Origin of the sequence: Dokdonia sp. MED134, from assembly GCF_000152925.2 — a bacterium.
Lineage (GTDB): Bacteria > Bacteroidota > Bacteroidia > Flavobacteriales > Flavobacteriaceae > Dokdonia.
On record NZ_CP009301.1, the window covers coordinates 320,757 to 347,115 of the forward strand.

Here is a 26,359-nt window from a genome sequence, read left to right on the forward strand (position 1 = left end):
TTATGAAACAAATTATACAGTCCTTTAAAACAGGAGAAACAATTTTAGAAGAATTGCCAGCCCCAAAAGTAAAACGTGGGCAGGTACTTATACAAACTACAAAATCATTAGTTTCTCTAGGTACAGAGCGTATGCTTGTAGAATTTGGAAAATCTAATTTAATATCAAAGGCAAGACAGCAGCCGGATAAGGTTAAAATGGTTCTTGATAAGATTAAAACAGACGGTTTACTTCCTACTGTTGAAACTGTTTTTAATAAACTAGGCGAGCCTTTACCACTGGGTTATTGCAACGTGGGTAAAGTAATTGCAGTAGGAGAAGGAGTATCTGAATTTAGTGTAGGAGATCGTGTTGCGTCTAATGGAGGTCACGCAGAGTTTGTTTCGGTTCCTAAAAACCTAGTGGCTCTTATACCTGATAATGTAACAGATGAACAAGCTTGTTTTACAGTAATAGGTAGTATAGGTTTACAAGGCTTGAGACTTTTAAATCCAACACTTGGAGAGACCGTTGTTGTAACTGGCTTAGGTCTTATAGGCCTCCTTACAGCACAACTACTTAAAGCAAATGGATGTAATGTTATAGGAATTGACTTTGATCAATCTAAGTTAGATCTAGCTCATCAGTGGGGCATCACTACTATTAATCCTGCAAAAGGAGATGATCCTGTAAAAACTGTAATGAGTCTAACGGGTGATGTAGGAGCAGATGGTGTAATTATCACAGCTTCTACAAAAAGTAATGAGGTAATCTCACAAGCAGCTCAAATGTCTCGTAAACGAGGTCGCATAGTGTTAGTAGGGGTTATCGGTCTAGATTTAAGTCGTGCAGAATTTTATGAGAAAGAACTAACTTTTCAAGTATCTTGTTCTTATGGCCCAGGTAGATATGATGAAAATTATGAAAACAGAGGGCAAGATTATCCACTTCCATTTGTTAGGTGGACAGAGCAACGCAATTTTGAAACAATGCTCAATGCTATTTCAAAACAATATATAGAAGTAGACCCTATGATTACCGAGGTCATAGATCTTGAGAATTACAAGGATATTTATGGTGAGATAGGAAGCTCAAAGTCTATCGCTTCCATATTAAATTATGGAAATGAAGCCGTGTACAGTAATACAATAACTTTTGATACAAATTCAAAAAGTGGCTCTACAAACGGTATCGCTATTGTAGGAGCAGGTAATTTTACAAAAATGACAATGCTCCCTGCGATGAAGGGAATCGATGCAAATTTACAGCAGATTGTAAGCTCTGGTGGTCTTTCCGGAACTACACTTGCAAAGAAGTTTGGCATTGCAAAAAGTGCTACAGATTATAGTGAAGTATTAAAAGAAAACGACATTAACACTGTAATGATAACCACCAGACATAATTTACACGCGTCTATGGTTGTGGAGGCACTTGAGGCAAGTAAAAATGTGTTTGTAGAAAAACCATTAGCACTTAACCAGGTAGAGCTAGATAAAATAATAGGTGCTTATAACAAGACTAATAACTCTGTTACGGTAGGTTTTAATAGAAGATTCTCTCCTTTTGCTATAAAAATGAAAGAAGTGCTAGGGGGAGGTGACACCCCAGTAAATATTGTAGCTACTATGAATGCTGGTATGATACCCTCTAATGTATGGATACACGATCTCAAAATAGGTGGCGGGCGTATTATAGGAGAAGCTTGTCATTTTATTGATTTAATATCATTTTTAACAGGTAGTAAGGTTAAAAGTGTTTGTATGACTGCGATGGGTATAAATCCTGAAGAAAATACAGATAATGCTACACTTTTATTAAAGTATGAGAATGGCTCAAATGGGGTAGTAAATTATTTTGCAAATGGAAGTAAGAGCTATTCAAAAGAGCGTGTAGAAGTGTATAGTCAAGAACGTACACTTACCCTTGATAACTGGCGTAAATTAAAAGCGTATGGCTTCAAGAATTTTAAAGGTATGAAGTCTAAAATGGATAAAGGACATAAAAATCAATTCTCATTATTTGTAAAACACGTAAATGAAGGTGGGGAAGCATTAATACCAATGGACTCACTAGTAAATACCACAATGGCTTCATTTGCTGCTATAGAAAGTCTTAAAGAAGGGAAGTGGATAGATGTTAAATAAACCTAGTCTTATTTTTGATTTTATAAAGAATATGGGTTTCCGCTATATTCTTTTTAGAGTATGGCATACTTTCCAGGTGAAAACTGGGATTTTCAAAAAGAAATTCCCAAGTGCACCAAAGGCTAAAAAATTTATTTCTAAAAAGGAGTGGGTAGAAAAAAATATCTCATTCTTTTTTGACTCAAAGTATGATTTACAGCTAGAAAAAGAACCAACTGAGATATTAGAATCACGCTTTCGCGAAAGCAAAAAAAATATCATCACTTTTTTTAGTAATCGGAAAATTCAATTAGAAGTAGATAATCAATGGTTTAAGAATCCAGATTCTGGATTTATTTATGATGCTACAAAACATTGGTCTCAGATACCAGATTTATCTACAGAAGCTGGTGATATAAAATTTGTTTGGGAAAAAGCTCGATTCTCATTTTTATATGATATCATAAGATATGATTATCATTTTGAATCTGATCAAGCGGCTTATGTTCTAAGTGAAATAGAAGATTTTATAGATAAGAACCATATAAACTTAGGCCCACAATATAAGTGTAGTCAAGAGATAAGCTTACGTATACTTAACTGGTCTTTTGCTCTACACTATTATAAACATAGTGAACACCTTACAGAAGAGTTATTTAGTAAAGTAATGAATGCGATTTACTGGCAACTTCATCACGTATACCATAACATTAATTTTTCAAGAATCGCGGTTAGAAATAATCACGCTATAACGGAAACTTTAACACTCTATCTTTCTCACTTATTATTTCCTTTTATTCCCGAAACAAAAGCGTGGAGTAAAAAAGGCAAACAATGGTTTGAACAAGAAGTAGATTATCAAATTTATGATGACGGTACTTTTTTACAGTATTCTATGAATTATCATAGGGTAGTTATACAATTACTCACTTGGGGAATAAGACTTGCAGATTTAAACAATGAGAGATTTTCTCAATTTGTATATGTTAAAGCGCAAAAGTCTTTAGACTTTTTAGATGCTTGTTTAGACAAAAGTTCTGGCACTTTGCCTAATTATGGTAGTAATGACGGCGCATTGTTCTTTAAGTTAACAGATTTAGATTATCGTAATTATACAAGCCAACTTGATGATTTACGTATGTCTCTACAAGGCACTGCAGTTGTAAAATCTGAGAGTTTTGAGTGGTATGGACTTAAAAATGCGAGTATTGTAGAGAGAAACCAAATGGCTATAAGTAGTTTTGACATTGGAGGATATTATATAATTAATGAACCCGATGTAAAAACGTTCATACGTTGTGGTGCTTATAACGATAGACCTGCTCAAGCAGATAATTTACATCTGGACCTATGGGTAAATGGTGAGAATTACCTTTGGGACAGTGGGAGTTATAAATATAATACTGATTTAAATCTTATAAAGCACTTTACAGGTACGGCAGGGCATAACACGGTAAGTATAGATCATAAAGATCAAATGCTTAAAGGAGGACGTTTTATATGGTTTAAATGGATTAAGGAAGCTCAAGCGACACTTAAGAAGGATCAAAATTATATATTTAGAGGGTCTATAAATGCTTATAGACATTTAGGAGGTATAACTCACAGCCGAGTTGTAGAAAAATCACCCAATACATTAAGCTGGAATGTGATTGATACAACAAATAAAAACAAAGATTCCATAATGTCTCAACACTGGCATATCAACCCGAGGTTTAAGGATAAAATATCTTTTATTGCTAAAGATAATAATGGTAATGAGTTACTGCCTAAGGTAGAAAGCAATTGGTATTCGGGCTATTATGGACTTAAAGAAAAATCGTTATCCATTAGTTTTTCAACACCGACCAATTTAATTCACACACAAATTATAATACATACTTAAATGCGTATTTTACTCATACACCAATATTTTTTAGAAAAAAATGACGGAGGTGGTTCTAGGTTTAATGAGATGTCAAAATCTTGGGCTGCTCAAGGGCACGAAATAACCGTGCTCTCGGGAATGGTACATTATAATACAGGAAAGAAAATGCCTCGTTATAAAGGGAAGTTTACTTTTAAAGACTCACAATTTTATAACAACGTGGATGTAGTGAGATGTCACGTTTCAGAAAGTTATAATGCTAGTTTTATAGGTCGACTTTGGGCCTATTTTTCATTTGTATTTAGTAGTATATATGCAGGTATTTTTAAAGTAAATAGAAAATTTGATATTATTTTGGTGACTTCTCCGCCATTATTTGTTGGGATCACAGCATATGCGCTATCTCTATTAAAAGGTGTTCCTTTTGTTTTTGAAGTTCGTGATTTATGGCCAGAGAGCGCAATAGATACCGGAGTTTTAAAGAACAAGGTTATAATAAAATTTGCTTATTGGTTTGAAGGGTTGATGTACAAAAAAGCAAAATTAATAAATGTGTTAACACCAGCTTTCAAAACAAAATTAATAGAAAAGGGGGTTCCGAAGGAAAAGGTTATTCTTATTCCTAATGCTGCCGATTTTACTCTAGCAAATGAGGTGAGAAAGGATTTTGATTATAAAAAATTTAAAAATGATATTGGGCTTAGCGACAAATTCGTCATAACGTATGTAGGAGCACACGGCGTTGCAAATCATTTGATCCAGCTTCTCGATGCGGCAGAGTATTTAAAAAATACTAATGTTATTTTCCAGCTTATAGGTTCAGGAATGGAAAAAGAAATGTTAATGACCGAGAAGCTAAAGCGCAATCTAGATAATGTTATTTTTAGAGATCCTATAGCAAAGGCTGAAGTGTTTAAATACATTTTATCTTCTGATATGGGCGCATCCGTTTTAAAGAAAGTCGATACTTTTAAAACAATATATTCTAATAAGACATTTGATTATATGTCTTGTAAAATACCAACGCTACTCGCTATAGATGGTGTGAGTAGAGAGCTTGTAGAGCAAGCAGAATGTGGTATTTATGTTGAACCAGAAAATGGTTTAGCAATTGCAGATGGTATTAAGGATATTATGAATAATCCTTTAAGATTGACAGAAATGGGAGAAAATGGTTATGAGTATGCTTTATTGCATTTTGACAGGTCAGTACTAGCACAGAAGTACCTCAATCATATGAAATTAATTGTAAAGTGATGTATAGACTTGTGATTAAACCAGTAGCCGATGTACTTACTGCAAGTATCGTCTTTATTTTATTTCTCCCTGTTTTTCTTATAGTTTGCATTCTTTTAATAGTTGTAAATTCTGGAAATCCATTTTTTACGCAAATGAGACCAGGCAAAAATGGAAAAATTTTCAAAATCTTTAAATTCAAAACAATGAATGATAAGAAAAACGAGAATGGGGAATTACTAAGTGATAAAGAACGTATTACAAAAATAGGTCAGATAGTAAGAAAAACCTCTTTAGATGAGTTGCCGCAACTTTTTAATGTGATAAAAGGCGATATGAGTTTTGTAGGACCTAGGCCGTTATTAGTTGAATATTTAAAGCTCTATAACAGTCATCAAACAAAACGATTAAAGGTGAAACCAGGTATAACAGGGTGGGCACAAGTAAATGGACGCAACGCAATAAGTTGGGAGAAAAAATTTGATTATGACGTTTGGTATGTAAGTAATCAAAATATGCTACTGGACATTAAGATTTTGTTTATGACTGTGATGAAGGTATTTAAATCTGAGGGAATTACTGCCGAGGGAGAAGTTACAACTAAAAAATTTGAGGGTTAATGGTAATATACGGAGCTAGTGGTCACGGTAAGGCTATAAAAGCTATAGCAGATAGTTTAAATATTATAGTCGACGGATTTATAGATGATAATTATGAAAAAGAATCATTTTTGAATGTGCCAGTACGCGAATTAGGTACATCTGATGAAATAATCATCGGAATAGGTAATAATAATATTAGAAAGAAAATAGCCGAATCACATACTCACAAATGGCATAATGCATTAATTCATAAAAGCGCGATTGTCTCTGTTGAAAATGACATCGGAAGCGGTACGGTTATTATGCCGGGTGTTGTTATTAATGAGTGTAACTTCATAGGTGAACACTGCATAATAAACTCAGCATCGGTTATTGAGCACGATTGTATAATTAATGACTACGCACACATTTCACCTAATGCTACTTTGAGTGGTGGTGTTAATGTAGGAGTTGGGGCTCATATTGGAGCAGGAGCATCTGTTATACCAGGTATTACAATAGGTAAATGGTCTGTAGTGGGGGCCGGTGCAGTAGTTATAAGGGATATTCCCGATTTTACTGTGGTAGTGGGGAATCCCGCTAGAATAATAAAAACTTTAGCAATTGACTAAAATACTATTTGATTTTATTATATCACTAGTTTTAATTGTTCTTTTGATTCCTCTTTGGGTGATTATTTTAATTACTCCTTACGTTTCTATTTTTAAACAAACTCGTGTAGGTAGGTTTGGAAAATACTTTACTATTTATAAAATAAAAACGATGAAAGATGGACGTGTAACCTCTTTAGGAAAATTTCTTAGGAAATATAAAATTGATGAACTTCCTCAGCTCTTTAATATCTTAAAAGGAGATATGTCTTTTGTAGGTCCAAGACCAGATATACCTGGATATTATGACAAGCTCATAGGTAAGGATAGGGGGGTTCTTTTGTTAAAGCCTGGTCTTACTAGCTTAGCAGCTATTAAATATCGCAATGAAGAGGCTCTCTTAGCACGGCAAGTAAATCCTAGTAAATTTAATACTGAAATTATTTTTCCAGATAAAGTTAAGATGAATCTAGATTATCTTGAAAAACGAAGTTTTTGGTATGATATAAATATCATTGTTTTAACGATTAAATCTCTGTTTTTCTGAACTATATTTGCAAATACAAAATAATTATATGTCTCAACAAAAAATCTGGCTTTCATCGCCACATATGGGAGGTACAGAGCGTAACTTCGTAACAGAAGCCTTTGATACTAACTGGGTTGCTCCACTTGGACCTAATGTTAATGGTTTTGAAAATGACCTGCAATTATATCAGGGTCAGGATACTCACGTTGCTGCCTTAAGCTCAGGAACTGCAGCAATTCACCTTGCATTAGTACAATGTGGTGTAGAGGCTGGTGATGAGGTTATTTGCCAGTCATTTACCTTTTGTGGTAGTATTAATCCTATAAAATATCTGGGAGCAAAGCCTGTACTTGTAGACAGTGAGTCTACAACCTGGAATATGTGCCCTATTTATCTAGAAGAAGCCATAAAAGATAGAATAAAGCAAGGAAAAAAGCCCAAAGCAATCATTGCAGTACATTTATATGGTATGCCTTATCAGGTAGACTTAATAAACAAGGTTGCTAGTAAATTTGATATACCTGTTGTAGAAGATAGTGCAGAGGCTCTGGGTTCTACCTACAAAGGCCAGAAGTGCGGTACATTTGGTCGTTTTGGTATACTTTCATTTAACGGCAATAAGATTATCACTACAAGTGGTGGTGGGGCAATGGTTTGTCATTCTCAAGAAGACAAAAAACAAACTGTTTTTCTTGCTACGCAAGCACGTGATGATGCGCCTCACTATGAGCACACAACCATAGGGTACAATTACAGATTAAGTAATATTTCAGCAGGAATTGGAAGAGGTCAAATGGAAGTGCTCGATAAGCATATAGGTCTGCGTAGAGCTATGAATTCTTTTTACATTAAAACTTTTAAGAGTATTGATGGTATTACTGTTTTTCAAGAACCATCAGAAGACTTTCATAGCAATCACTGGTTAAGTGCCATATTAATTGATACAGCTAAAACAAACGGAATAAGTAGAGAGGACTTACGTCACGCTTTCGCGAAAGCGAATATCGAGTCAAGACCATTATGGAAACCAATGCACCTGCAACCTATTTTTAAAGATGCTCCTTATTATGGGTCAGGTATAGCCGAAGAACTATTTGAAACTGGATTATGCCTTCCTTCTGGCTCAAACTTAACAAATGATGATAGAGAACGAATTCAAAAAGTTATATTTGAATTATTCAAAAGCGCTTAATAAATGTTAACTAGATTAAAAGCGGCCATATCTAATTTGTTTTCTGATGAAAATAAATTAGATATTCGTAATGTACGCTATCTTCCAAGGTGGATGGTATTATTTATTGATACATTGTTGATACTAATATCAACACTTATCACCTATTTTTTACTATTAGATTTACATATACAACCGCTCGATGTAATAACAAATGGCCAGCAGTTAAGCCTTGTAATAGGTGTAAATTTTATATTTTTATTGATTTTTAAAACATATGCAGGTCTTATAAGGCATTCCTCTTTTATGGATGCTATGAAGCTTATGTTTGCGACTATAGCAACATTTTCTTTATTAATGGTGCTTAATCTGGTATTACAAGAGTTCTATAGTTTAAAGATTTTTATAAATACTGGGCTTATACTTTTTTCATTTATTTCTTTTACAGCCTTATTTAGTTTTAGACTTGCAGTAAAGCAATTATACGAGCGTTTTAAAGTTGCTCAAAAAAATGAAGAAATAATAAATGCCGTAATTATAGGAGTAGACGATGGTGCTATATCTGTAGCTGCAGCATTAGATATTGAGCATCCACAGCGTTTTATAATCAAGGGGTTTATTTCAAAAAGACAGAATAAGAGTTTAAGAATTCTTGACAAACCTGTACTAGAGCTTGATAAAAGCATTCAGCATTTAGTAGAAAAGCTCAAAGCAGAAGCAATTGTCTTTGCAGGTAATTCTATGACTGCCGAAGAACGATTTTCTATTGTTAAAGAGTGTTTAGAACACGATATTAAAGTATTTAATTCACCTTTGGTTATAAATTGGAGTGAGACGACGACAGTTACAGATCAATTAAAAAGTCTTCAAATTGAAGATCTATTGAATAGAGACCCAATAGAATTAAATGATAATGTAAAGTCGGGTAAGATAAAAGGGAAGACTATTCTTGTAACTGGAGGAGCAGGATCAATAGGTAGTGAAATAGCAAGGCAAGTGGCTTCCTATAATCCCAAAAGGCTTATTGTACTAGACCAGGCAGAAACTCCTTTGCATTCACTTAGTTTAGAATTGCAAAATTCCTTTCCTGATGTCGATTTTGAGTTTGTTATATGTGATGTAGCCAATAGAAATAGGTTAAGAATTCTTTTTGATTCATTTAAGATAGATATTATTTATCACGCTGCAGCATATAAGCACGTGCCTTTAATGGAGAACAACCCTTCTGAAGCTATACTTACAAATGTTTATGGCACAAAAAATCTTGCAGACATTGCAGCTAAGCATAAAGTAAGCCATTTTGTGATGGTTAGTACAGATAAGGCTGTAAATCCAACTAACGTGATGGGAGCAACAAAAAGAGCTGCCGAAATGTATGTACAGTCCAAATTTTTTGATTTACAAGATAAAGGAAAAAAGAGGTACACTAAGTTTATAACAACTAGGTTTGGTAATGTATTAGGATCTAATGGATCTGTTGTACCATTATTTAAAAAGCAAATTGAAAGTGGTGGCCCCGTTACGATTACCCACCCCGACATTATTCGTTACTTTATGACTATTCCAGAAGCCTGTCAACTAGTTTTAGAAGCTGGAACAATGGGAGAAGGTGGAGAGATTTTTATTTTCGATATGGGAGAACCAGTTAGAATAATGGATCTCGCCGAAAAAATGATAAAACTCTCTGGACATACGGTTAATGAAGATATAGAGATTAAAATAACAGGGCTTAGGCCTGGAGAAAAATTATATGAAGAATTGTTAAGTGATGAAAGCAAAACATTGCCTACTCATCACGAAAAAATTATGATTAGCCAAGATTCTACCAGCAATTTTGATGACATAAGCACAACCATAAATAAAATTGTTAAGGCAGCCATAAAAAATAATAATGCTATAAGTGTTTCAAAGTTGAAATCTTTAGTTCCTGAATTTAAAAGTAAAAATTCAGAATACGAAATTTTAGATATTGAGGTTCATAATGATACTTCTTTTATAAAGACAGAAAAACAATTGTCTAAAGAGGGATAGTATAGTATTTTTGCAGTCAAATTTATAAGTATGTCAATCAAATTTTTGAGCAGAATTACTGCTCTTGTTCTTTTATTCAGTTTAGTATGTACTTCGTGTATTTCAAAAAAAGAGGTTTTATATTTTCAGGATATAGAAGCCTTAAATAATCAAACGGATAACACTAATTATAATACGATAATAAGACCTGATGATTTGTTATCCATTACAGTTTCGTCTCAAGATCCAGAATCTGTTGCTATTTTCAATCCGGTTGCAGGAGCAGCAAATGCATTGCGAACAACAAATGATCGCCTCGGCACCTATTTAGTCGATTCTAATGGAAATATAGAATTTCCTTTTATTGGAACGCTACAAATAGCTAATAAAACTAGGGTGGAAGCTATAGCTTTACTTAAAGGTGAGATTAATAAATATGCAAAAGAGGCCGTTGTAGATATTCGTATTCTAAATTTTTCTATTTCAGTTTTAGGAGAAGTGCAGCGTCCAGGAACGTTCACAATTCCTAATGAAAGGATAACAGTTCTCGAAGCATTAGGTCTTGCAGGGGATATGACCATATTCGGTGAACGTAAAACTGTAAAAATCATAAGAGAAGAAAATGGAGTAAAAAGTTATGGAGAACTTGACTTCACAAGCATTGATGTGGTTAATTCACCCTTTTATTACTTGCAACAGAATGATGTGGTAATTGTATCGCCAAATAAAGCTCAAGTTCAGAGTGGTGCATTTAATCGTAACTCAACTATTTTTATTTCAATTGCGGGTATTATTATATCTGTACTTACTATTCTTACTCGATAATACAACATAATGTCAGAACTTAAAACATCTATAAAAGAGGAAGATTTTAATCTCAAAGAATTAATTGCACCTTATGTCCGTTTTTTACCTTGGTTTATTTTATCGGCATTAGTTTTTTTATCGTTAGCATTTCTTTACATACGATATAGCACCTATGTATACCAGAGTGAGGCAACTATTTTAATAAAAGACACTAATAATGGGGCTCTCTCAGAGCTCGCTGCATTTGAAGATTTAGGACTTGGAGGAGCAGGACTTAGTAAGTCAGATTTTGAAAATGAAATAGAAATACTAAAATCTAAACGGCTCATATCTGAGGTTGTTAGAAATTTAAATTTAAACGTTAAGTACTATAGGGAAGGTAATGTCAAATCTTCAGAGGTCTTTTTGGAAACACCTTTCACAGTAACTGTGGTTTCTTTAAAAGAGTCATCTCCATACCTTCTTAAATCTCTTTATATAAAGCCAATTTCAGATAAAGAGTTTGTAATTAAAGATGCTCAAGATGCTCAAGATGCTCAAGAGAGTACTTATAATTTTGGTGATATATTAAATTTGGATTTCGGAGAACTAGTTATTAATTCAGCAAATAATCCTTCAAGAAGAAGTGATAAGGACGAATTTAATGACTTTACACTCGTGAGTATATCTAGTGTTTCACAAGCAGTAATAGATTTAAAAAATAATCTTAATATTCAAGCTGCCAATAAAAATAGTAGTGTTCTAAAAATATCTTTTAATTCTTCTGCACCAAATAAGTCCGAGGCTATACTGAATACGCTCATAGATGTATATAATAATGATGCTATACAGGATCGTAATCTAGTATCGGCCAATACTGCTAAATTTATTGATAGAAGATTAGAAATCATTACGAGCGAATTAGATTCTGTAGAGACAAAAAACGTAAACTTTAGAGAAGATAAAAATGTCACTGACATCGCTACTGAAGGACAATTGTTTTTGCAAAGTAAGACAGAACTTGAGCGTAAACTATTAGAGGTTTCAACAAAAATTGGTCTAGCTAGCGCTATGAATGAACTTTTGCAAAATGGTTCTGACAACGAGTTGTTACCGGTAAACTTAGGACTGTCTGGTGATGGTCTTGCCAAATCAATACAAGAATATAATAATTTGGTTTTAGAAAAGGAACGTCTATTAAAAAGCTCCACATCTGCAAACCCTGTTATAATTACCTTAGATAATCAATTAAAACAGTTACGATCGAGTATAACTTCTAGTTTAGACAACGTTAAGACTTCTTTAGAAATAGAAGATAGAGACTTAAGAAGACAAACTGGTTCTATAGGTGGTAAAATTGCTGCTATACCAAGTCTCACTAAAGCTGCTAGAGATATAATGAGACAGCAAGAGATTAAGGAGGCCTTATATTTATATTTGCTTCAAAAAAGGGAAGAAACTGCAATTTCTCTAGCCGTAACAACACCAAAGGCAAAAATTGTTGATAGAGCATATAGTTTAAGGCAGCCTATATCTCCTAAACCTAAAATTGTTTACTTAGGTGCTTTGGTTTTAGGTTTATTAATTCCCTTCGGTATAGTGTATGTAAAAACACTATTAGATACTAAAATCCATAACCGACTTGATATTGAGAAGGCACTCCCAGAACTTGCAATTTTAGGGGAGGTACCTACTATAGATAGTAAGGAGAGTGAAACAATTACAAGCAATGATAGATCAGTACTTGCAGAAGCGTTTAGAATTTTAAGAACAAACTTAGGTTATTTTATAAAGAGTTCATCTAGTGTTAATGGTAATACTATTTTTGTTACGTCTACTATTAAGGGAGAAGGTAAAACATTTGTTGCTTACAATCTTGCATTATCATTAGCTACAACAGGGAAAAAGGTTCTTTTAGTGGGAGCGGATATAAGAAATCCGCAACTTCACCGATATATAGACAAAAATATATGGACTATTGGATTATCAGAATATCTTTTTGATGATACAGTAGATGTAGATTCCATAACCTTTGAGGTGAAAAATCAAAGTGATAAGCTAGATTTAATCTTATCAGGTAGAATACCGCCTAACCCGGCAGAACTTCTTATGAATGGACGCTTTGAAACTTTAATCAGTGAGGTTAAGGATGACTATGACTATGTAGTGGTAGATACAGCTCCAACATTACTTGTAACCGATACATTACTTATAAGTCAAAATGCAGATATGACAGTATATGTAAGTAGAGCAGATTATACAGAGAAAAAATTATTAGAGTATCCAAAAGAGCTTTACAGAGACGGTAAGCTTAAAAATATTGCATTTGCAATAAATGGTATTAAAATCAATAATTTCGGTTATGGTAGTAAATATGGTTATGGTTACGGCTATGGTCAGACTAAAAAATCTTTATTTAAAAGACTAAAAGATAGATTAGGTTTATCTTAATTACTACTAGTTTATTATAAAAATAGCCTCTCAATTCTGAGAGGCTATTTTTATAATATTTCATTTCTAGTAAAATCACATATGGTCTGTAAATTTTCTCGATACTTCTTTGGAATTTTAAAGCTCTCTACTTTCTCTAAATGATCTATGCGATGGGTATCTGTACCAATATAGTCATACAAGTTTTCAGAAAGTAATTTGAAGGCAATTTTTTGTACACCCTCCCCATAATGTGGTGTAAGTGATAAGGCGTTAAGTTGTAACAAACAACCCTTTTGTTTAAACTCTTTATAAATATCAAAACGTTTATGATAGTAGGCATAACGTTCAGGATGCGCCATAACAGGTATATAACCTAAAGTACCAATTTTGTAAATAATTTCAAAAAGGTTTTCTGGAGGTTGGAAAAAAGACATTTCTACAAGAACATACTTGTCATAAAGAGGTATAATATTACCCTCTTCTAGAAGTTGACTAAAATTTTCGTCCAGCATATACTCAGAAGAATAACTCAAAGCTATGTCCTGTTTGTCACTTATACTTTCATATGCACTTTTAATAATCTCTGGCGTATTATCATAAATACCCGCCATAGTATGCGGTGTCGCTATAATTTTTGTACAACCTAAAGCTGAATATTTTTTCAAAAGCTCCTCACTTTGATCGGGAGTCTTTGCACCATCATCTATCCCAGGTAAAACGTGACAATGCATTTCAGGAGTTCCAGACCAGATCTCAAGAAACGATATTTTATTATTAAATAGTCCAAACATAGTGTAAAAATACCTTAATTATTTTAGAAACTCGTACCTTCATATTATGATAAGAAGCACGATTATAATCATTCTAATTTCTTTTTTAAATTTATCGCTTTTTGCCCAAAATAACTTAGATTTTGAAGCGACTTTTGGTGCTCGTAGTTTTTTGTACTCAGATAGATTACCATTCTGGTTACATACTAATACCCAAGGTTTACTTAGTGAGAATAGTGATTATGGCGTTTCCGCTTTCGCGAAAGCAGAATACAAACTCGCAGAAAAATATAAGCTTAGTCTTGGAGTAGGGGGATACTTTACTGATGGATTTGAGAATAGTATTAGAAGAAGTGATCTCTTTCTAGAGTATGAGAATAGCTTAATTAGGGTAATAGTAGGTTCTAAAAGTTTACCAGAGTCAGAATTATCAAATTCTGTTATTAATAATAACATTCTTTTTACTGGAAATGCGCGCGCGCTTCCTGGTTTATTTCTTTCAAATAACAAACCTATAAAGCTTTTTAAAAATATTTCATTTAATGCGGAGATAGCTCATTATCAATTTAACGATGATCGTTCGGTTTATAATGCAAGATTGCATTATAAGAAACTTGGATTAAATTGGCGTATTCAGGATAGGTCATCATTACACGTTTCTTTGCGACATTATGTACAATGGGCGGGTACGCAGAGTGATGGCACAAAATTACCCAGTGATTTTAATGCATTTATCAGAACATTTACAGGAGCCAATGGAGGGGATATTGATAATGATAATGAAGCTATTAATGCCCTAGGAAATCACCTAGGGACTTATGAGTTAGTATATCTAGGCACATATAAAAACATAAACTTTAAGCTGTATCACCATACATTATTTGAAGATCGATCTGGTCGTGAACTTAATAATTTTCCAGATGGTGTGTGGGGCGTAAGTATATTTCCGAAAGCTTCATCTTTTATAGAAAATTTTACGTACGAATATATCCAAACCATATCACAGAGTGGTAGGCCCACAGCAACCGAGGGGCTTAATCAACAGAGTGGAGGAGATAATTATTTTATAAATAGTATATATAGCTCTGGCTGGACGTATAATGGGGTTATATTGGGATTACCTTTAATTAATCCATATGGTAATACTACAACTCCAGCAAGTAATAGAGTTATTGCTCACCACTTGGAAATGTCTGGTACTATCTATAAGGTTAATTATAAGGTAAAAGGGACTTATCAAGAAAGCTTAGGTACATATGCTGCACCTATTTATCCAAGACAGCGTTTAGTCTATACATCTGGAGAACTTACCCTACCAACAAAGGAGTTCGGCTCATTTACTCTATATGGAGGGGCAGATTTTATAAATAACTTTGAGAATACCTATGCCGTAGGGCTTGGTTATAATTTTTCATTTGATTGATAGTACTTCTATTAATCAAAATACGCTCATAAAAATAATCTTATAAGCGTATTCTACCTACCTTCTAACCACTTCAAAAAGATCTGTGCGTCTGTCACGTAAATTCTTTACTGCGCCAAATTGATTGAGTTCTTTTAGTAAATCTAGGTCAACATCGGCTATTAATATCATCTCTGTATTTGGTGTTGCTTCTGCTTTTATGCCATTAGTAGGGAAGGAGAAGTCACAAGGAGTAAACACCATAGATTGTGCAAACTGTATATCCATATTTTCTACATTAGGTAAGTTACCTACACTACCAGCAATTGCTACATAACATTCATTTTCTATAGCTCTTGCTTGTGAGCAGTGGCGCACTCTTGAGTATCCATTTTGTGTATCTGTAAGAAAGGGAACAAATAGTATATCCATTCCTTCATTTGCAAGTAGTCTACTTAACTCTGGAAACTCAGAATCATAGCAAATTAATATTCCTATTTTTCCACAATCTGTATCATATGTTTTAAGCTCAGTACCTCCTTGCATACCCCATACTTTTGCCTCGTCCGGAGTAACGTGTAGTTTTTCATAACGCTCTGTACTGCCATCACGTCTACATAGATAGCCTACATTGTATAAACGTTCATCTCGTATCTCAGGCATACTACCGGCTATAATATTGATATTATAGGTTATTGCAAATTCTGAAAATTGCTGAACTATAGCTTGAGTATGCCTTGCAAGTTTTCTTATTGCATCTGATGTTTTAAGATGATTATCTTTTGCCATAAGGGGTGCATTAAAAAACTCAGGAAATAACACAAAGTCAGATCTGTAACCAGCAACAGCATCTATAAAATATTCTGCTTGGTTAAGTAACTCCTCTAAGCTATTATAAGGTCGCATTTGCCACTGTATGAGCCCTAGACGAACATTTGATTTTTTTGTAGCTGCTTTTCTAGATGGTTTTTTATAGTAAATGTTATCCCATTCCATCAGGATAGCAAACTCTCCAGATGCTTTATCTCCTTCTAGATATCCTCTCATAACTTTTGCTGGGTGAAAGTCATTAGAGATTTGGAAGTTTAGCACTGGGTCATTTATTTCTTTGCGCTTTACTTTTTCAATGTATTCTTTAGGTTTCAGGTCTTCTGCATAAAGACTGTAATTGGGCATTCTACCGCCAAAGGTGATACCTTTTAAGTTAAGTTCTTCACATAGCTCTTTGCGATAATCGTAGAGCCTTCTGCCTAAGCGTAGACCTCTATAAGTCGGTTTGATAAATACATCTATACCATAAAGAACATCACCATCATCTGAGTGGGTAGAAAATGTATAGTTGCCAGTAATATCTCTATACGTGTGGTCATCTTCAAAATTATCATAGTTGACAATGATAGACAGTGCACAGCCGGCAATTTCCCCATTAATTTTTATGACGGCTTGTCCCTTTGGAAACTTTTTAATCAAAGTTGATATATGTTTCTCCTCCCAGTATGAATCTGGCATATTTGTATATGCAGATATCATAGCCGTTTTAAGTTCTTGATAGTCATTGAGCTCAAGATACTTGAGCTCAATGTGTTCTATATCTCCAGTTTTCATTATTCTTTTATATCCTCGTCTGTGTCAAAAGGATCTTGTACAGCTGTTGGGTCATTATCTTGGTATGACTCATAATCATCTTCATCATATTGTTCCATCACACGCTCTAGTTTTGCACTTATTTTTACTAGGTACTTTGTGTCTTCTGTAATAATTTCAATACACTTTACGAGTTCATCTTTTACATTTCTAAAACGTATGATATCACTATCATCATAACCGTAGGGATATTTCTCGACCACTAAGGCAAGTATCTCAGGAGTTAATTTCTTAAAGTCTACGATTACTCTATTGAGGTTTGGATTATTTGAGCTTTTCATAATTACATATCTAGAAGGTAAGCAAATATGAGTGGTGCTACGATGGTTGCATCACTTTCTATAATAAACTTAGGCGTATTCATATCTAGTTTACCCCAGGTTATCTTTTCATTAGGCACAGCGCCACTGTAAGAGCCATAGCTAGTTGTGGAGTCACTTATCTGGCAGAAATAACTCCAGAATGGTGTATCTGTGCGCTCCATATCTTGATAAAGCATAGGCACAACACAAATAGGAAAATCGCCAGCGATACCACCACCTATCTGAAAGAAACCTATACCGTTATCTGAGTTTGCCGTATACCAGTCTGCTAGATAGGTCATATACTCAATACCAGATTTTACGGTACTTGCTTTAAGTTCACCCTTCATCACGTAGCTAGCAAAAATGTTACCCATTGTACTATCTTCCCAACCTGGCACTATGATAGGTAGGTTTGCCTGTGCGGCAGCATACATCCACGAGTCTTTTATGTCTATCTCATAGTATTCTTCAAGCACGCCAGAGATTAATAATTTATACATAAATTCGTGTGGGAAGTAGCGCTCACCGGCAGCCTCTGCATCTTTCCATATTTTTACAATATGTTCTTGTATTCTCCTAAAGGCTTCCTCTTCTGGAATACACGTATCTGTAACTCTGTTTAAACCACGTTCTAATAAATCCCACTCGTCTTGTGGAGTTAGATCACGATAGTTAGGCACGCGCTCGTAGTGGCTGTGCGCTACAAGATTCATTACATCCTCCTCAAGGTTTGCACCAGTACAAGAGATGATTTGCACTTTATCTTTACGTATCATCTCTGCAAATATTTTACCTAGCTCTGCCGTACTCATAGCACCTGCAAGAGATACAAGCATTTTTGAGCCCTTATTAAGTTGCTCTTCGTAGGCCTTTGCTGCATCTACTACAGAGGCTGCGTTAAAGTGTAGATAGTACTTCTCTATAAATTGAGAGATTGCTCCTTTAGTCTTCATCTTGATCGTATTTTAACTTTGTAATTGTGTTTTGATTTTTTGCATAGAGATTATCATTATCCTCATCTGCATCGTGCTCCATAAATTTGTAGCTCAGCATTTTATAGTAAAGCTTAGCCGCTAGAAAGTCTGAAGATTTTTCTGAAGGGTTAGGACATAACTCTACAATGTCAAAACCTACCACATTTTTTTCTTCAAAAACCTTTCGTAAAAACTCAAGTGTTTCATACCATAAAAGTCCACCTGGTTCTGGAGTGCCGGTAGATGGCATAATAGAAGGGTCTAAGGCATCAAGATCTAGCGTGATGTATACATTATCTGTCATAAGCTCTATGGCATTATCCATCCAGTAGTCATCTGTACTCATATCGTGTGCATAAAACACGTTTTCTTCATTGAGAACTGTTTTTTCTGAGGCATCCATACTGCGTATACCTACTTGCACAAGGTTTGTAGTCTCATTTGCTTCATACATCGCGCAAGCGTGATTATATACAGACCCTTCATATTCCTTACGTAGGTCTGTGTGCGCATCTAGTTGTAGTACAGTTAAGTCATTATAACACTCATTAAAAGCGCGTATAGAACCTATAGATACAGAGTGCTCTCCACCCATCATTGTGACAAACTTATTGCGTAAAATAGCAGCTTTCACCTCTTTGTGTACTTCAGCTACCATTTCTTCTGGAGTGTTATGCCCCGTAAGAGCCTCTGCAAGAAATACACCTTGTTTATAAACCTCTGTATCTGTCTCTATATCGTACAGTTCCATATTTTCAGATGCGTGTAAAAAGGCTTCAGGACCCTTATCTGCACCTTTTCCCCAGGTACTAGTACCGTCATAAGGGACAGGGATTAATACGATTTTTGAAGATTCGGAGCTGGCATATTTTTCATCTATACCGGCATACGTTTTTTGAGATTTCATTGTAATTTGTTTAAGTTTTGTTACTTGTGTTAGTTTACTGTTTCTTTGGTTTGTGAGGCTGTTTTTGATTCCGCTTTCGCGAAAGCGTCATTAACCCCATAATCATATCCCAAAATGGATAGTAGTTGCTCAGAGGTTTGTTGCTCTGCAAAAACGCTAGTTACCAGTTTGCCATCTTCATCACGATCTATCAAAACGTGTTTTGGGGTAGGGATGAGGCAGTGTTGTAACCCGCCAAAACCGCCTATACTTTCTTGATAAGCACCCGTATTAAAAAAGCCTATATACAGCGGTTTATCCTTATTGTACTTAGGTAGATAAATCCCGTTCATATGCTGCTCACTGTTATAATAATCATCACTATCACAGGTAAGACCACCTAGTAAAACGCGCTCGTACTCCTTTTGCCAGCCGTTTATAGCAAGCATTACAAAACGTTTATTAATCGCCCAGGTATCTGGTATGGTGGTGATAAATGATGAGTTTATTATATTCCACTTTTCGCGATCATTCTGTTGTTTTTGATATAGCACTTGGTAAATCGCACCGCCACTTTCACCTACGGTAAAACTGCCGAACTCTGTAAAAATGTGAGGCACCGCCACGCCAGCCTCGTCACAAGTTTGCTTAATCTGGCCTATAATCTCACTTACCATATATGCATAATCATAGTCAAAGGCGAGTGAGTTTTTTATAGGAAAACCACCACCTATGTTAAGGCTATCAAGTGATGGGCATACCTTTTTAAGAGCGATATACACCTTCATACATTTAAGAAGTTCGTTCCAGTAGTATGCGGTGTCACGTATGCCTGTATTTATAAAAAAGTGCAGCATCTTAAGGGTCACCTTAGGGTTATCCTTTATCTCTTTATTAAAAAAGGGCACAATGTTTTTATAACCCAGACCTAAACGAGAGGTGTAAAACTCAAACTTAGGCTCCTCTTCTGAGGCGATACGTATACCTATGTTATAATTACCATCTATAGCATCACTCAGCAGGGTGATCTCTTCATAATTATCTATAACCGTGATACAGTTTTTATGACCATTGTTTATGAGACGCGCAATGTTTTGAACGTACTGGTCACGTTTAAACCCGTTGCATATCACAAAGGTGTCGTCATTGATCTTGCCCTGTGCTTTAAGATTTTCTACAATATCTATATCAAAAGCAGAGGAAGTCTCGATATGAATATCATTTTTTAAAGCCTCATCTAGCACGTGCTTAAAATGCGAACTCTTAGTACAATAGCAGTAGTTATAACTGCCAGCGTAGTTGTGCTCTTTTATAGCAGCTGCAAACCAGGTTTTTGCTCTGTTTATATTATCAGAGATTTTAGGTAGGTATGTAAACTTAAGTGGTGCACCGTGTTCTTTTATAAGTGCCATTAAATCAATCCCGTGGAACTGGAGCTCATTTGTTTTTAGGGTGAACTCTTCCTGCGGAAAATCAAAAGTTTGATCAATAAGATCAAAGTATTTTGTCTTCATTATAAAGTTGTAAAATATGTAAATAGAGATGTGGGCCCAGTGATAATAGGGCAGTGGAGTGATCTTCTAGTACATTCAGATGCGGAAAATGAATACCGTATAAGGATCAAAGCTTAGAAGCTTTAATGAAGTAAGGGTAGTAATGATTTCAGAAGTCAGCCTAAAAATTCGGGTCTCTATCCCTAGAGCAGCTTTCGAAGTAGACTTCCTTATCCTTCTAAGCCCGAATATGAAAAAAGATTTCATCGTTATGACAATTCGATTTAACTATGCTCGAATTATGCGGTAAACATAGTGAAAAAAACAAATCAAAAAACTTTTTTGTAAAAATTTTAAAATTATTTTTAACTAACTGAATAGCAGTAGTTTGATTTGGTGTTTAAGGTGGTAATTATTACTCAAGTATGCTATATTCTAGACTTAAAAGATCTTAATGTAGTGTGATTACGCTTTCGCGAAAGCGTACTTAATACCATATACCGCTGGCGTATATAATAAGTAGTAAAAATGTGTTTAGGGATGCAAGGTACTTATTAAGACGTTCTTAATATCTTCTCCATCTTGCGACCTTTAGCCAGCTCGTCTATAAGCTTTTCCATCTGCCGGCACTGCCTGTAAAGTTCAAACTCATCATCTATCTCCTCAATGCGGTAACCGCATACAACACCTTTTATGAGATGTGCGTTAGGGTGAATGGTTGCTTCTTTAAAAAAGGTTTGAAATGTCACCTTCTGGTCTATAAGTGCCTGTAGCTGTGCCTCATTATAACCAGTAAACCATTCTATAACTTGATGAAACTCCTCCCTGGTACGTCCATTTTTTTCTAGTCTATTCCAGTAGTGTGGGTATATGGATGCAAATATCATTTGTGCAACCTTATCTTCTTTGGCAGCAGTAACTTTCATAGTGTTGTGTATATTAATGAACTTAAATATACAATTATTTATAGATAGCGATGAAGATGTGATGATATGCTGAGTGTAATTGAGGTAGAGTTGTTTTTAACTCAGTTCTTTGTTACCTGTAGTTATTTCTCCATTGTTGTTTCGGTATATCTAATTGGGAATACTTGTCTCAATTCATTCCATTTCGCATTGTCAATTTCATCTTTAGAACTGATTAATTCTTCTGCCGATTTTCCAAATTTCACTTTTGAGAATTCATCTCGCACTTCGTTATATGCTAAATAAACTTTATTGCGTATTCCATTATATGTTTTGTAATTCAGCTCTCCATCAAAACTTGCTAAAATTATGATATTTTTATTTACATCAACTTTTCCAGAATATTGAAATTCCTTTTCGATTGTATTTGGCATTTCCTCATTTTCTGGATTGGGAATAATATATTTTTTGATTTCGTTTACTAATAAACTATCGTTTACCAAATTATTCTCAACTTTGATATTACCTTTATTATCAACGTCAATTATAACCAGATTTCTTTCCTTGATAATTAATTGCTCCGATTTGTCTCTTGTGTTATTTATATAATTACCAAACCCATAATCCACTTCGATAACTTTATAATCAGTTTCCAAAATCGATTCAAGTTCTTCTTTACAAGACAAAATTGTACAAGTCAGAAAAGTGATTAATATCAGCAGAATGTTTTTTTTCATAATTACAGGTAACAGGCCACTACATAAAGCGAGTGCGGTATACTTCGACAAGCTCAGCACAAGCTTTGCTGGTTAGCTTTACTTTGTGTTCTTGATTTGTTTGGACTAAATATACAATGAATTTTGGATTTGTGCGCCGCGCATAGAGCTTTCAAACCTGCCTCTCTCATCATCGACGAATGAGTTAGCGACTGAGAGAATGATGCTGGATGAGATTTATAATAAGGCATAAATTCGCGTTATAAAATAGTTCTTGCCTCCGACGAGGAAGGAACGACCGAGAGGAAGGAACGACCGAGAGGAAGGCACAAGGTGGCGGCTGATTGAGTAGGGTGGGGGCTTTAAAATCTTAGGAGATTTGCTCTATGATCCATCTGTGCCAGATCCTTGATTTTTACTCTTACAATCGCTCTTAAACCGATTTTGAAGCGTAGCCATACGATTGCGGTAATTACCAAGTGTGCAACTACTTTTTGTGTAGCTTATTTTATCGTGAACTGCGAGCCCTTGGGCAATCAGCCGCCACGGTTTTGTGTATGGTTAGTTGCGTGTAAAGAGATACTACATTTTGGGTTTAGCACTGAGCCAATTTTTTATATTTTGTTTTAAGTTTTTAGTTTTAAAGCCAAATTAAAAACTTGTTAATCTCAGCAAATAAAACATAAACCTCTCGGAAAGCCTTTATTAGCTATGTTTTATACACGTTGTTGTAAAGCGTATTATTCCAGTTTGGCAATTAATCCCCAACCGTTTGCTTTATCGATAACAACGCAATGAAGTATGTTTTTGCCTTTTTTTAGGTTTAAATATAATTTGTTTGCATTATTATCTATATGGCCTTGGTATTGTATGCCTTTAGACCTAAATGCGTTATTGCCTTTAAAAATCGCTTTCCCATTTAGATACACAATTATTTTATCGCTATAATCAAATGAAAATAACTTTACTTGATTGTTATTCGATTCAATAATAGTTGAAGCCACAGAATAGACTTCTTTGTTTTTTTCGAAATTACCAGAAGATGGCTTTTCAATGTATTTTGAGAACGGAAGTAAACCAGATTTTTCGGTGGTTACAGTTGTGTATTCCTCTTTTGAAAAGTTGTTAAAGCGTAATTTCTTTTCAGTAAAAGGAAATGCTTTTGTAATATTCCATTGCGATATAATACTAGATTCTATGTCGTGTTTCTCTTCTTTTTTTGTCTGGCTAACAACATCTTTATTGGTGAATTTAAAATTTGAAAATCTATTGCTAAATAATGCAAACAGACCTATTTCTCCTTTATCATGTGTTGTTTTTAAGTTACCTACAGTAAGAACTTTTTCATCGTTAACAAAAACATCGGCATTATCTTGGTTTACTTCAATACGTAACGTGTTCCAACCTTTATTTTTAAAGGTAACATTGGCTTGGTATTCTTTATATAATTGCCAGGTTAATTCTTCGTTATAAGTTGGTGAGTATTGTATGGCATCGGCTTGATTGGATTTATGAAGTCTCATATAAACTTCTTCCATTGTTTTTTGTTGCTTTCTGAAAATAATACCTGCAAAACTTCTTTCTTTATTGGCATATACATCAACTTCTATAGTTCCATTAGAGAATTGTTTGTTTTTAAGAATGGCTTTACCATTTAAAAGAAGTGTTTCTCTAGAATCAAATATTTCAAAAGTAGATGTTCCTTTGGCAATCTCCCAATTTGAATTACTCATAGAAACAACTGTCTCCTTATTTTGGGAATAGGATAATTGCAAGTTTAGTAGAATGATAGACAAGTTTAAATAGAATAAATTTTTCATAGTATTATTGATTTTTAATACTTGCAAAGGTTGGGTTTTATTCTTGCTGAAAATATATCATTTTATAATAAATGACTATCATTTTGGTAATTTTTACGGTACATACTTGGAGTGGTGTCTTCAAGTCTATTGAAAAAACGTGTGAGATTATTGGCTTCACTAAAATTTAGAGCATCTGCAATTTCAGAAACAGTTTTATTAGAATAGCGTAACTCCATTTTAATTTCTTGTAGTAATCTAAAATGAATAATCTCTTTAGAAGTGCAGCCAAAATACTCTTTTATAACTTTGTTTAATTGATGTCTCGAGATACTGAGAGTTTTACAATACTCCTCTACAGAATGAAATTTTCGGATATTTAACTCTAATTTTTCCTTAAAGTTATAAATGACTGAATCTGCTTGTGTTTCAGGTGAAAGTTTGTAGTGTCTTGAAAATAACCTATTTAATTTTGATAAAGAGAAGTATAAAAGTGATCTTATAATATGAAGGCTATCATTTTGGAAATTACTTATTTCAAATATAATTTCATTTAGTGCAAATTGAATTTTATCATATTCTTCTTTTGGTAGCTGTAAATATTGAGGATGTTTTGAATTATAAAAATATTGAAGTCTGTAAACAAATAGTTTATCATCAAAAAAATGGGATAAGAAGTCATTTTGAAAAACAAGATGAAACCCTTTAATTTCGGAAAGGTCTATTTTACAGCTCTTTTTTTGGTATGGGGAAATAAAAAAGAAGGTGTTTTCTGCAATGTTTAATGTGTGCCCATTTAATTCAATATGTCCTTTTGCTTTTTCGAAAATAAAAATTTCAAAAAAGTTGGTTGTATGAGGAGAAGCTTCAAAAAAAACATTAGGATTTGTTTCGAATTTATGTAAATCCATTAGAAACTCAAATCCATATTTTTCTTTTTCAAAAAGGAATGTGCGCAATTTATATTTTTGTTTAGTTTGAGTTATATTATATGCTTTACAACAGGCCACTACATAAAGCGAGTGCGGCTCCCAATAGCTATCGGGATTGCTGGTTTTCTTTACTTTGTGGTCTTGATTAATTTGATTTAAATATACAATGAATTTTGGATTTGTGCGCCGCGCATAGAGCTTTCAAACCTGCCTCCGACGAGCGTAGCGAGAGGAAGGCATAAATTCGCGTTATGTAATAGTTCTTGCCTCCGACGAGGAAGGAACGACCGAGAGGAAGGCACAAGGTGGCGGCTGATTGAGCAGGGTGGGAGCTTTAAAATCCTAGCAGATTTGCTCTATGATCTATCTGTACCAAATCCTTGATTATTGCTCTTACAATCGCTCTTAAACCGATTTTGAAGCGTAGCCATACGATTGCGGTAATAACCAAGTATGCAACTGCCTTTTGTGTAGCTTATTTTATCGTGAACTGCGAGCCCTTGGGCAATCAGCCGCCACGGTCTTGTGTATGATTAGTGGCGTGGGTTGGCACTTAACTTTGCAAATAAAAACCGAATAGAATATTCCGCAGGAATTATTCGTAAGTAGGCTAGAACCAAGCAATTAATTACACACGTGGTAGTAAGCAGTTTTTATTCTGTTTTTTATATAAATCATAATTCCGTTTATAATTATTGGAAATAAAATTATTGCAATAAAATATTTTAAATTTTCCGCATTTCCATATTCAATTCCGATAATTAAGTTTCCGATTATCCATAATACAGAACTTACTAAAAAGATGTTCAGCATCTTTCTTAAATTCCGCTTTAATCTTTCCACGTCTTCTGGTTCATATTCTCTAAATTCAAGTTCCGCATTATGTTCAAGTCCGCTTACATAAATTGCATAAAAAACAAATGAAAATCCGAATGCCAAAATCAAGATTATTTGTCCAATTTTTAAAATCGGATTCAGTTCCGCAATTGATTTTACGTATTCAAATGATTTTCCAAAAGCGAGTAAAATCAAAAACAGAAAGATTGCAATTATCCAACCTTTATATTCTTTTCTTATGTACTTTTTTATGTTCATCTGATTGTTCTGTCAAATTGGTTACAACAGGCCACTACAAAAAGCGAGTGCGGCTCCCGATAGCTATTGGGATTGCTGGTTTGCTTTACTTTGTGGTCTTGATTTGTTTGGA

Annotated in this window: 22 protein-coding genes; 11 read left to right on the forward strand and 11 right to left on the reverse strand. The window is 34.4% G+C overall.

The features are described from left to right. Window positions 1-2 precede the first annotated feature (2 nt). From MED134_RS01400 to MED134_RS01445, 10 genes are read left to right on the forward strand one after another with little or no spacing between them, the layout of a single operon-like run. Window positions 3-2,123, forward strand: a complete 2,121-nt coding sequence (locus tag MED134_RS01400) for a bi-domain-containing oxidoreductase (RefSeq protein ID WP_021779170.1) — start codon at window positions 3-5, stop codon at window positions 2,121-2,123. Then, entirely contained in the window at window positions 2,113-3,987 is a 1,875-nt protein-coding gene (locus tag MED134_RS01405) for an alginate lyase family protein (RefSeq protein ID WP_021779169.1), read from the forward strand. The genes MED134_RS01400 and MED134_RS01405 overlap by 11 nt, the downstream gene beginning before the upstream one ends. Further along, window positions 3,988-5,226, forward strand: coding sequence for a glycosyltransferase family 4 protein (locus tag MED134_RS01410; RefSeq protein WP_021779168.1), 1,239 nt, complete (start codon window positions 3,988-3,990; stop codon window positions 5,224-5,226). Continuing rightward, entirely contained in the window at window positions 5,226-5,825 is a 600-nt protein-coding gene (locus tag MED134_RS01415; protein WP_021779167.1) for a sugar transferase, read from the forward strand. Before MED134_RS01410 ends, MED134_RS01415 begins: the two co-directional genes overlap by 1 nt. Then, window positions 5,825-6,418: an acetyltransferase gene (locus tag MED134_RS01420; protein WP_021779166.1), complete on the forward strand. Its 594-nt coding sequence runs from the start codon at window positions 5,825-5,827 to the stop codon at window positions 6,416-6,418. The genes MED134_RS01415 and MED134_RS01420 overlap by 1 nt, the downstream gene beginning before the upstream one ends. Further along, window positions 6,411-6,944: a sugar transferase gene (locus MED134_RS01425; protein WP_021779165.1), complete on the forward strand. Its 534-nt coding sequence runs from the start codon at window positions 6,411-6,413 to the stop codon at window positions 6,942-6,944. Before MED134_RS01420 ends, MED134_RS01425 begins: the two co-directional genes overlap by 8 nt. 28 nt (window positions 6,945-6,972) lie before the next feature. Next, the gene (locus MED134_RS01430; protein ID WP_038596812.1) at window positions 6,973-8,118 is read left to right on the forward strand and encodes a DegT/DnrJ/EryC1/StrS family aminotransferase; all 1,146 of its coding nucleotides are present in this window, start codon (window positions 6,973-6,975) and stop codon (window positions 8,116-8,118) included. A gap of 3 nt (window positions 8,119-8,121) precedes the next feature. Next, a complete protein-coding gene (locus MED134_RS01435) occupies window positions 8,122-10,128 on the forward strand; it encodes a polysaccharide biosynthesis protein (protein ID WP_021779163.1) in 2,007 nt (668 codons plus the stop codon). Window positions 10,129-10,158: 30 nt separating this feature from the next. Next, the gene (locus MED134_RS01440) at window positions 10,159-10,932 is read left to right on the forward strand and encodes a polysaccharide biosynthesis/export family protein (protein WP_021779162.1); all 774 of its coding nucleotides are present in this window, start codon (window positions 10,159-10,161) and stop codon (window positions 10,930-10,932) included. Window positions 10,933-10,941: 9 nt separating this feature from the next. After that, entirely contained in the window at window positions 10,942-13,344 is a 2,403-nt protein-coding gene (locus tag MED134_RS01445) for a GumC family protein (protein ID WP_021779161.1), read from the forward strand. A 50-nt stretch (window positions 13,345-13,394) separates the two neighbouring features. On the opposite strand, the gene MED134_RS01450 is transcribed toward MED134_RS01445, so the two are convergent. Further along, a complete protein-coding gene (locus MED134_RS01450) occupies window positions 13,395-14,117 on the reverse strand; it encodes a tyrosine-protein phosphatase (RefSeq protein ID WP_021779160.1) in 723 nt (240 codons plus the stop codon). Between the two features lie 46 nt (window positions 14,118-14,163). On the opposite strand from MED134_RS01450, the gene MED134_RS01455 reads away from it, so the two are divergent. Then, window positions 14,164-15,519: a capsule assembly Wzi family protein gene (locus MED134_RS01455; RefSeq protein WP_021779159.1), complete on the forward strand. Its 1,356-nt coding sequence runs from the start codon at window positions 14,164-14,166 to the stop codon at window positions 15,517-15,519. 57 nt (window positions 15,520-15,576) lie between these two features. Here MED134_RS01455 and MED134_RS01460 read toward each other — a convergent pair whose 3' ends face one another. The 10 genes from MED134_RS01460 to MED134_RS01505 all read right to left on the reverse strand — a co-directional run bounded on the left by MED134_RS01460 (window position 15,577) and on the right by MED134_RS01505 (window position 26,247). Continuing rightward, a complete protein-coding gene (locus tag MED134_RS01460; protein ID WP_021779158.1) occupies window positions 15,577-17,103 on the reverse strand; it encodes a carbon-nitrogen hydrolase family protein in 1,527 nt (508 codons plus the stop codon). Next, window positions 17,103-17,423 (reverse strand): hypothetical protein, encoded by a 321-nt coding sequence (locus tag MED134_RS01465; protein ID WP_021779157.1) that lies wholly within the window; start codon window positions 17,421-17,423, stop codon window positions 17,103-17,105. Before MED134_RS01465 ends, MED134_RS01460 begins: the two co-directional genes overlap by 1 nt. 2 nt (window positions 17,424-17,425) lie before the next feature. Beyond that, on the reverse strand, window positions 17,426-18,400 hold the full coding sequence (locus MED134_RS01470; RefSeq protein WP_021779156.1) for a deoxyhypusine synthase family protein: 975 nt from the start codon (window positions 18,398-18,400) through the stop codon (window positions 17,426-17,428). Beyond that, window positions 18,390-19,328, reverse strand: coding sequence for an agmatinase (gene speB / locus MED134_RS01475; protein WP_021779155.1), 939 nt, complete (start codon window positions 19,326-19,328; stop codon window positions 18,390-18,392). The genes MED134_RS01470 and speB overlap by 11 nt, the downstream gene beginning before the upstream one ends. A 29-nt stretch (window positions 19,329-19,357) precedes the next feature. Next, window positions 19,358-20,821, reverse strand: a complete 1,464-nt coding sequence (locus tag MED134_RS01480) for an arginine decarboxylase (protein ID WP_021779154.1) — start codon at window positions 20,819-20,821, stop codon at window positions 19,358-19,360. A 533-nt stretch (window positions 20,822-21,354) separates the two neighbouring features. Further along, window positions 21,355-21,726: a DUF2200 domain-containing protein gene (locus MED134_RS01485; protein ID WP_021779153.1), complete on the reverse strand. Its 372-nt coding sequence runs from the start codon at window positions 21,724-21,726 to the stop codon at window positions 21,355-21,357. Between the two features lie 122 nt (window positions 21,727-21,848). Further along, window positions 21,849-22,442, reverse strand: a complete 594-nt coding sequence (locus tag MED134_RS01490; RefSeq protein WP_021779152.1) for a hypothetical protein — start codon at window positions 22,440-22,442, stop codon at window positions 21,849-21,851. 719 nt (window positions 22,443-23,161) lie between these two features. Further along, window positions 23,162-24,241, reverse strand: a complete 1,080-nt coding sequence (locus tag MED134_RS01495; RefSeq protein ID WP_038596820.1) for a family 16 glycoside hydrolase — start codon at window positions 24,239-24,241, stop codon at window positions 23,162-23,164. 62 nt (window positions 24,242-24,303) lie between these two features. Continuing rightward, window positions 24,304-25,179: a helix-turn-helix domain-containing protein gene (locus MED134_RS01500; RefSeq protein ID WP_237747137.1), complete on the reverse strand. Its 876-nt coding sequence runs from the start codon at window positions 25,177-25,179 to the stop codon at window positions 24,304-24,306. 597 nt (window positions 25,180-25,776) lie between these two features. Further along, window positions 25,777-26,247 carry a hypothetical protein gene (locus MED134_RS01505; RefSeq protein ID WP_021779149.1) on the reverse strand — a complete coding sequence of 157 codons (471 nt, stop codon included), beginning with the start codon at window positions 26,245-26,247 and terminating at the stop codon, window positions 25,777-25,779. Window positions 26,248-26,359: the final 112 nt, after the last annotated feature.